The organism is Streptomyces sp. (assembly GCF_035563135.1).
Lineage (GTDB): Bacteria > Actinomycetota > Actinomycetes > Streptomycetales > Streptomycetaceae > Streptomyces.
Map to the genome: position 1 here is coordinate 1 of NZ_DATMVN010000864.1, position 8,390 is coordinate 8,390.

Consider the following 8,390-nt stretch of genomic DNA (forward strand, 5'->3'; position numbering starts at 1 on the left):
CGCGACCACGCAGGCGCTCGGCATCCGGGGGCCGCGGACGACCCCCGGCGCCTGACCCGCCCCGGCGCGGCGCCCCGCTCCTGTCCGGTCACTCCTCGACGAGCAGCCGCTCGCGCAGCTGGGCCAGCGTGCGGGCCAGGAGGCGGGAGACGTGCATCTGGGAGATGCCGACCTCCTGCGCGATCTGCGACTGGGTCATGTTGCCGAAGAAGCGCAGCAGCAGAATCCGCTTCTCGCGCGGCGGGAGGTCCTCCAGCAGCGGCTTGAGCGACTCGCGGTACTCGACGCCCTCCAGCGCCTCGTCCTCGGAGCCCAGCGTGTCCGCGACCGCCGGGGACTCGTCATCCGTGTCCGGGACGTCCAGCGAGAGCGTGCTGTAGGCATTGGCCGATTCCAGCCCCTCCAGGACCTCCTCCTCGGAGATGGCCAGGCGCTCCGCCAGCTCGTGCACGGTGGGGGAGCGGCCGTGCTGCTGGGAGAGCTCCGCGGTGGCCGTGGTCAGCGAGAGCCGCAGCTCCTGGAGGCGCCGCGGGACCCGCACCGCCCAGCCCTTGTCCCGGAAGTGCCGCTTGATCTCGCCGACGACCGTGGGGGTCGCGTACGTCGAGAACTCGACGCCCCGGTCCGGATCGAACCGGTCCACCGACTTGATCAGGCCGATCGTGGCGACCTGCGTCAGGTCGTCCAGCGGCTCGCCGCGGTTGCGGAACCTGCGGGCCAGATGCTCCACGAGCGGCAGATGCATCCGCACCAGCCGATTGCGCAGCTCGGCCTTCTCCGCCGACCCGTCCGGAAGCTCCCGGAGCTCGACGAAGAGCGCACGCGCCCCGCTGCGGTCGTGTGGATCGTGGTGACCGTGCTCGCTCATCCGGCCCGCCCGCTCCGCCTGCGGCTGCTCCACCGCGGCCGGACGGAGCTGCGCGCCGTCCGCACCGCCGTCCGCGCCGCCTTCCGGATGCGGCCGGGCCTGCTGCTCCGGGAGGGCTGCTGGGCGTACCGCCTCCGACCGGATCGTCTCGTCCCGCACAGGACCGTCCCCGTTCCCCTCGCTCACGCCGGCCCGGGTCCCGCGCCGCGCTGTTTGTAGAGGCTGATGCTGACCGTACGGTCGTCGGCGACCGTCGAGTCGACCTTGCCGGCCAGCGCGGAGAGCACCGTCCAGGCGAAGGTGTCGCGCTCAGGGGCGCGACCGTCCGTCGTGGGGGCCGAGACGGTCACCTCGAGGGAATCGCCGACGAGCCGGAAGACGCAGCTGAGGACGGAGCCCGGCACGGCCTGCTGGAGCAGGATCGCGCAGGCCTCGTCGACCGCGATGCGAAGATCCTCGATCTCGTCGAGAGTGAAGTCCAAGCGCGCTGCGAGGCCGGCCGTGGCCGTACGCAGCACCGACAGGTAGGCACCCGCAGCGGGCAGCCGGACCTCTACGAAGTCCTGGTTCCCGGGCTCGCCTGCGATCTGGGACACCCTCACCTCCAAGGTGGCACAAACTCGTTCGAGGCTCCGGGACGGGTGCCCGGGGCCGTGCGGTCCGTCGCCGGTCCTGTGGTCCGGCGACGCTGTCGCGACCCATGATGCCGTGTCGCCGAGACCGCCATCCCGCGATTACTCATAGTAAACATATGAGCACACACAGTGGCTAGAGGTCTGCGGCGGTCAATTGCGAAGAACCGGCGCCGGTTTGACGTACCCAGACGTCAGACGATCGAACCGTCCGCGAAGCACCAACGCCAGCTCTCCGTGCGTTCGAAGCTGCGCATCACCGGATGGCCGGTCGCCTCGAAGTGTGCCGTGGCGTGCTTCAGGGGCGATGAATCGCAGCACCCGACGTGCCCGCAGACCAGGCAGAGCCGCAGCTGCACGGGATGGGTACCGGCTGCCAGGCACTCCGGACAGGTGTCGCTGAGCGGGGCGGGCTCGGGGCGCGGCAGTTCGGATACGTGGAGGCACTCACTCATGATGGCCACGTTACGTCGGATGTGAGGACGGTGAGATGGACGCATTGCCGCTGGTGGCACTCGTCGCGGCAAGCGCGGCGGTCGCGGGGGCCGCCCGCCGCACGCCGGTGCCCGCACCGCTGCTGCTGGTCGCGGCGGGGCTGCTGGCCTCTTACCTGCCGGGCGTGCCGAGCTACACCCTGGACGCGCACATCGTGCTGCCCCTGCTGCTCCCGCCGTTGCTGTACACGGCGGCGGTCGACAGCTCGTACCTCGATCTGCGGGCCAACCTGCGGCCGGTCGCCCTGCTCTCCGTGGGGTACGTGCTCTTCGCGACGGTCGCGGTGGGATGGCTGGCCTATCTCCTCGTGCCGGATCTGCCGCTCACGGCCGCACTGGTGCTCGGCGCGGTGGTCGCACCGCCGGACGCCGTCACGGCCGCGGCGATCGCCCGCAGGGTGGGCCTGCCCGCCCGGGTCACCACGATCCTCCAGGGGGAGTCCCTGGTGAACGACGCCACCGCGATCACCGCCTTCAAGGTGGCACTCGCCGCGGCCGTCGGCGAGGGCATGAGCTGGGGCGCCGGGATCGGTGAATTCGCGCTGGCGTCGGTCGGCGGCATCGGCGTCGGCCTGCTGCTGATGGTGCCGCTGCACTGGCTGCGTACGCACCTGGAGGAGCCCCTGCTCCAGAACACCCTGTCGTTGCTGATCCCGTTCGTCGCCTACGCGGCGGCCGAGCGGGTGCACGCCTCCGGCGTGCTCGCCGTGGTCGTCGTCGCGCTCTACCTCGGGCACCGCTCCTGGCAGGTCGATTTCGCGACGCGGCTCCAGGAGGCGGCCGTCTGGAAGATGGTCGCGTTCGTCCTGGAATCCACGGTCTTCGCACTCATCGGGCTGCAGCTGCCCTTCGTGCTCAGGGGCCTGGGCTCGTACGGCGTGGCGGAGTCCTTCGGCTACGCGGCCCTCGTGTTCGTGGCCGTCGTCGTGGTGCGTTTCGTCTGGGTGTACCCGGCGAGCTACCTGCCCCCGTGGCTCTCCGGGCGCATCAGGGAGCGCGAGGGGGTACCGCCCTGGACCTCGCCCCTGATCATCGGCTGGGCCGGGATGAGGGGCGTCGTCTCGCTCGCGATCGCCTTCTCCATCCCCATGGTCACGCATGACGGGGAGGACTTCCCCGCACGCAACCTGGTGCTGTTCCTGACCTTCACGACCGTCATCGGGACGCTGGCCGTCCAGGGGCTCAGCCTGCCCCTCCTGGTGCGCGTGCTGAAGCTCCCCGAGCGCAGTGAGCGGGACGGGACGCTGGCCGAGGCGCAGGCGCAGAGCGAGGCGTCCGCAGCCGCCGACGCGCGGCTGGAGGCGTTGCTGGCCGATCCGCGCAACGCACTGCCGGGCCCCCTCGCCCAGCGGCTGCGCGCCGTCATGGAGAGGCGCCGCAACGCCGTGTGGGAAAGGCTCGGCGCGGCCAACCCGGTCACCGGGGAGTCGGCGGACGACACCTACCGGCGACTGGCGCGGGACATGATCGCCGCCGAGCGGGAGGTCTTCGTGCGCCTCAGGGACGAGCGGCGGATCGACGACGAGATGCTGCGCGCCCTGCTGCGGCGGCTGGACCTGGAGGAGGCCGCCGCCTACCGGGAGCCGGACGGCGCGTGAGCGGGGTCCCGGCCCTCCCAGGGCCTGCCGGTGACGACCGCGGTGACCGTGGACCCCGGGGCGAACGCGCCCTCCCCGGCCAGCACGGTCAGCCCGTACAGGAGTTTGGCGACGTAGAGCCGCTCGACGGGCAGGCCGTGCCGGTCCTCGAAGTCGTCGGCGAAGGCGTGCAGCTCCGGAGTGGTCCGGGCGTATCCGCCGAAGTGGAAGCGCTCGTCCAGGGACCACCGCCCGGCGGGGGCGCCGAACGCCTCCCGCTGCAGATCGCGCACGGCCTCTGCCAGGAAGCCGCCCCGCAGGACGGGGACGCCCAGGGCGCGCTGCCCTGGGCCGAGTCCGGCGGCGAGCCCCGCCAGGGTGCCCCCGGTGCCGCAGGCGACCGCCACCGTGCCGGTCCGCCCGCGCAGTTCGCGGCCGAGCTCTGTGCAGCCCTGTGCGGCGAGCGCGTTGCTGCCGCCCTCCGGGACGACCACACAGTCCCCGAAGAGGCTCAGCAGGCCGTCCAGGACCCTGGGAGCGGCCTTCGCGCGGTAGGTCGCGCGGTCCACGAAGTGCAGGCGCATGCCGTCGGCCGCGCACCGGGCGAGGGAGGGGTTCAGGGGCCGGTGGGCCAGTTCGTCGCCCCGTACGACGCCGACGGTGGGGAAGCCCAGCAGGCGCCCGGCGGCAGCCGTGGCGCGGAGGTGGTTCGAGTAGGCCCCGCCGAAGGTCAGCACGGTACGGCCGGCGGCGGCCCGGAGGTTGGGGGCGAGTTTGCGCCACTTGTTGCCCGGCAGGTCCGGGTGGATCAGATCGTCGCGCTTGAGCAGCAGCGTCACGCCGTGGCGCGCGAAGCGCTCGTCCCCGGCCGGCTGCAGGGGCGAGGGGAGCGCCGGCTGCAGCCGGGAGAGGTCGGGTGCTTCGTCGTCCATGCCTTCATTGTGTGCCGCTCCGGGGCGGCCTACTTCAGCCGGTCGTGGATGCGGTTGCGCATGCCCGTCATCGAGAAGCCGCGCGGGTCGACCTTCCCCGGCTGCCACTCCCGGTGGCCGATGACGGAGGGGGCGTCCCAGCCGTGGACGCGGCAGACCGCCGCGGCGGCCTTCTCGACGGCCTCGAGCTGGACGGCGGGCCAGGGGTCCTTCCCGTCACCGAGGTTCTCGCACTCGAAGCCGTAGAAGTGCCGGTTGCCGTCGGTGTTGGACTCGTTGTCCGAGGGCAGGCGCTTCTCGGCGACGACGGCGCGCAGGACGTCGTCGTCGCCGTAGCCGGCGTGGTTGGTGCGGCCGTAGCCGACCAGGTGGACCCGGCCGTCCTTGGCGATCACGCCGTGGCAGAGCGGGCCCGGCAGCCCTGAGTAACCGTCACGGCAGATCTCGACGGTGCGGGCCGTGCCCTTCGTCACGGTGTGATGGAGCATCACCCCGTGCACCGGCCCCCAGGGGCCCTTGTGGTTGCGGTTGTGCGTACGCCAGTCGCCCACCTGGACGACGGTCAGCCCCTCGTCCTTCAGGGCCTTGAGGAATGTGCTGGCGGACATGGGTGAGGACATGGCCGACTCCTTCGTTCGCGGGGAGCGCGTCCCCGTACAGCGCTTGTACCGGAACACGAGGCTCCGGCAAACCTGTTCGAGCACTGTTCGCGCCGTGTGCGAATCGATCAGGACAGAACGCGAGTTCCCCGGGCGGGCCGTGCTCAGTCCTGTGCGAGCCACAGGTCGGGGCCGAACACCTCGTAGTGGATGTCGGCCGCCGCCACCCCCTTCTCCAGGAGCTGCGAGCGGACGGCGCGCATGAAGGGCAGCGGGCCGCAGAGGTAGGCACGGGTCCCCGGGGCGACCGGCAGGCCGCTCAGGTCGACGGTGCCGGTGCGGTGGGCGGGGTGCCCGGGCTCCGGATCCTCGTACCAGAAGTGGACGGAGGCGTCCGGGAGGCCGCCGGCGAACGCCGCGTGCTCCGTGCGCCGCGCGTGGTCGGCGGGCGACCGGTCACCGTGGACCACGGTGACGGGGGAGCGGTGCCCCTCCTGCGCCAGGTGCTCCAGCATCGACAGGATCGGGGTGCAGCCGATGCCGGCGGAGGCGAGGAGCAGCGGGGTGCCGTCGGTGCCGTCGAGCACCAGGTCGCCGTACGGTGCCGAGACGCGCAGCCGGTCTCCCGCGTGCAGCCGTGCGTGCAGGTGCGCGGAGACCTCACCCTCCGGCCCGCCCCCGCCCCGCACCCGCTTGACCGAGAAGGAGCGCAGGCCGGAGCCGGGCGCACCGGTGAGGCTGTACTGGCGTATCTGACGGGCGCCGTCGGGGAGTTCCACCTGGACGGAGACGTACTGGCCCGGCCGGAAGGCGGGAGCCGGTCCACCGTCGCAGGGGGTGATCCGGAAGGTGGCCACGTCGGGGGTGTCCTCGGTCCGCGAGGTGACCGTCCACTCGCGCCACACACCGCCCGCCGTCACGCCCTGTTGCGCGTACAGCCGTTCCTCGAGGGCGATCAGGGCGTTGGCCATCAGCCAGTAGACCTCGTCCCAGGCCGCGGCGACCTCGGGGGTGACGGCGTCGCCGAGGACCTCGGCGATCGCGTCGAAGAGGTGGGTGCGCACGATCTCGTACTGCGGCGCGGTGATGCCCAGTGAGGCGTGCTTGTTGGCTATGCGGCCCAGCATGACGTCCGGCCGGGTCCCCGGGTGTTCGACGAGCTGGGTGGCGAAGGCGGCGATGGATGCGGCCAGGGCCTGACGCTGTGTGCCGGAGGCCTGGTTGCCCCGGTTGAACAGGTCCCGGAGCAGCTCCGGGTGAGCCTCGAACAGTTTCCGGTAGAAGAGGTCCGCGATGTCCCCGATCGCTGCCCCCACGGCAGGAAGTGTGGCGCGGACGGTGGCGGTCGAGGTCTCGGAGAGCATCGGTCGACTCCTGGGGTGTGTGGCCGGCCGTCCGGGTGGCCGGTCCTGTGAATTGGTATATGCCATGCATATTTTTGGCCGGGTCTCACCCCTGCCGCGCGCAGGGGGCGCGTGTGCGCAGGGGCGTGGGCGGATCAGCCGGGGGTGGGGCGGCCGCGGCTGATGCCGATCAGCAGCGGGCCGGTGGGGGAGGACACGAGATCGCCGAGCGTGAGCGGGTCGAGCGAGGCGTAGAAGGCCTCTTCGGCCCGGCGCAGGGCGGAGCGGAGGACGCAGGCGGAGCGCAGGGGGCACGGGGCGCCGCCCTCGCAGTCCACGACCTCGCCCGGTCCTTCCAGCTGCCTCACCAGGGCGCCGATCGAAGCGGACCGTCCGGCGGTGGTGAGGGAGAGGCCCCCGCCCCGCCCCCGCCGCGCATCGACCAGGCCGAGATGCTGGAGGCGGGCGACGACCTTCGCGGCGTGCGTGTACGGCACCTGCATGGTGGCCGCCACCTCGCGGGTGGTCGGCGGGTCCTCGTCCTCCGCCGTGACGGTCAGGCGCATGAGCATCCGGAGCGCCACATCGGTGAATCGGGTCAGCCGCATGGCGGCAGCGTAGATAAATGGCATATCTGATGCAACTTAGGACCCGGGGTCTCCGGGCGAGGGGGCGCGTCATCATGGAAGGGTGCGACCCCGTGGCGGATGCGGGGTGCGCGTGGACAGGAGAGGTGGTCAGTGGTACCCGGCCCGCGGAGCGCACGGTGGCGGGTTTCTTCGACTCCGTCGTCGCGGCCGGCACGCGGTGAGCCGGGTGACCGCGGCGGGCATCGTGCCTTCGGCGCTCGAACTCCTCGACCGGCACTGCCTGAAGGCCGTCGACGCATGGAAGAACATGGGTCTTTCGGCGGACGCGAACGCGGTCCTGCTCGGCCGCGTGGACACTCCGGGGGCCGCGGGCGACGCCGAGGCCGAGGCCGTGCGGGCCTGCTTCGCGGAAGCCGGCGCGGCCTGGGCCGAGGTCTCCACCGACCAGGCGGAGGCGGACGCCCTGTTCCAGGCGCGCCGGCTCGCCTGCCCGGCGCTGGAGCGGCTGGGGCCGGTGCTCACCGAGGACGTGGTCGTGCCGCGGTCCCGGGTGCCGCAGATGTTGGCGCGCGTCGAGGAGATCGCCGCCGGGCACGACGTCCTCGTCGCCAACATCGCCCACGCCGGTGACGGCAACCTCCACCCCCTGATCATCACCGAACCCGGTGACGAGGCGGCCAGGGCCCGTGCCCAGCTCGCCTTCGAGGACATCCTCGACGCGGCGGTCTCCTTCGGCGGGACGGTCACCGGTGAACACGGCGTGGGCCTGCTGAAGACGGGCGGCATGGACCGCGAGCTGGGACCCGTCGACCTCGCCATGCAGCGAGCGGCCAAGGCGGCCCTGGACCCGCACGGCATCCTCAACCCGGGCAAGGTCGTCGTGTCCGGAGCGCCGCTGGTCCGCTGAGGGCTCCGGCGGACGGCTACCGCAGCGGTTCGCTGAGCTGCACGGCGCGCAGAGCCGCCGCGAGCGCCTGCTCGTCGCCGACGCCGAGGGCGGTGTCGGTCAGCTTGATGACGTGTTCGTCGCCGTGTGCCAGGGCCTGCGCGAAGACCTCCTCGGGTGTGACCGTGCCCGGCGGGACGTAGGCCACCGGTGCGTCCGGTGCGTACATGGCGGTCACGGCGGCGGAGGCGGTCCAGGCTGCCTGGAGGCTGGGCACCCACAGGGCCTGCGGGAGCGCGGGGAGGACCCGCAGGACGGCGTTGGGAGCCGTGGCCGCGTGCACCAGCATCGTCGCCTCGCCGTGGCCGTGGGTGGCGTACCGGTGGGTGGCCGCCCGGACCAGTTCGGTGAGCCGGCGGTGTGCCTCGGCCGGTTCCGAGACCGTGGCCGCCCACACCGGCAGGCCCCT

General features: G+C 72.5%; 8 protein-coding genes and 2 pseudogenes. 2 read left to right on the forward strand and 8 right to left on the reverse strand.

All coding sequences use genetic code 11. The annotated features are described in order from the left end of the window. Positions 1-88 precede the first annotated feature (88 nt). The 3 genes from VN520_RS38075 to VN520_RS38085 form a co-directional block, all read right to left on the reverse strand. On the reverse strand, positions 89-1,027 hold the full coding sequence (locus VN520_RS38075) for an RNA polymerase sigma factor SigF (RefSeq protein ID WP_325751534.1): 939 nt from the start codon (positions 1,025-1,027) through the stop codon (positions 89-91). 23 nt (positions 1,028-1,050) lie between these two features. Then, the gene (locus tag VN520_RS38080; protein WP_014154139.1) at positions 1,051-1,464 is read right to left on the reverse strand and encodes an anti-sigma regulatory factor; all 414 of its coding nucleotides are present in this window, start codon (positions 1,462-1,464) and stop codon (positions 1,051-1,053) included. A gap of 230 nt (positions 1,465-1,694) precedes the next feature. Continuing rightward, the gene (locus VN520_RS38085) at positions 1,695-1,955 is read right to left on the reverse strand and encodes a UBP-type zinc finger domain-containing protein (RefSeq protein WP_325751528.1); all 261 of its coding nucleotides are present in this window, start codon (positions 1,953-1,955) and stop codon (positions 1,695-1,697) included. A gap of 35 nt (positions 1,956-1,990) precedes the next feature. Here VN520_RS38085 and VN520_RS38090 point away from each other — a divergent pair, with 35 nt between their 5' ends. Beyond that, a complete protein-coding gene (locus VN520_RS38090; protein ID WP_325751529.1) occupies positions 1,991-3,592 on the forward strand; it encodes a Na+/H+ antiporter in 1,602 nt (533 codons plus the stop codon). On the opposite strand, the gene VN520_RS38095 is transcribed toward VN520_RS38090, so the two are convergent. From VN520_RS38095 to VN520_RS38110, 4 genes are all read right to left on the reverse strand, one after another. Continuing rightward, the gene (locus VN520_RS38095) at positions 3,568-4,503 is read right to left on the reverse strand and encodes a 1-aminocyclopropane-1-carboxylate deaminase/D-cysteine desulfhydrase (protein ID WP_325751530.1); all 936 of its coding nucleotides are present in this window, start codon (positions 4,501-4,503) and stop codon (positions 3,568-3,570) included. The two genes, VN520_RS38090 and VN520_RS38095, sit on opposite strands and share 25 nt — an antisense overlap. Before the next feature lie 29 nt (positions 4,504-4,532). Further along, positions 4,533-5,123, reverse strand: a complete 591-nt coding sequence (locus tag VN520_RS38100) for an N-acetylmuramoyl-L-alanine amidase (protein ID WP_325751531.1) — start codon at positions 5,121-5,123, stop codon at positions 4,533-4,535. Positions 5,124-5,266: 143 nt separating this feature from the next. Continuing rightward, entirely contained in the window at positions 5,267-6,466 is a 1,200-nt protein-coding gene (locus VN520_RS38105; protein WP_325751532.1) for a globin domain-containing protein, read from the reverse strand. Positions 6,467-6,600: 134 nt separating this feature from the next. Then, on the reverse strand, positions 6,601-7,053 hold the full coding sequence (locus tag VN520_RS38110; protein ID WP_325751533.1) for an Rrf2 family transcriptional regulator: 453 nt from the start codon (positions 7,051-7,053) through the stop codon (positions 6,601-6,603). A 137-nt stretch (positions 7,054-7,190) separates the two neighbouring features. Between VN520_RS38110 and VN520_RS38115 the strand changes: the two are divergent. Continuing rightward, positions 7,191-7,942: pseudogene (locus VN520_RS38115) on the forward strand (FAD-linked oxidase C-terminal domain-containing protein); the annotation flags it as partial. A gap of 16 nt (positions 7,943-7,958) precedes the next feature. Here the strand turns inward: VN520_RS38115 and VN520_RS38120 are convergent. After that, positions 7,959-8,390 (reverse strand): annotated as a pseudogene (locus VN520_RS38120) (hypothetical protein); the annotation flags it as partial.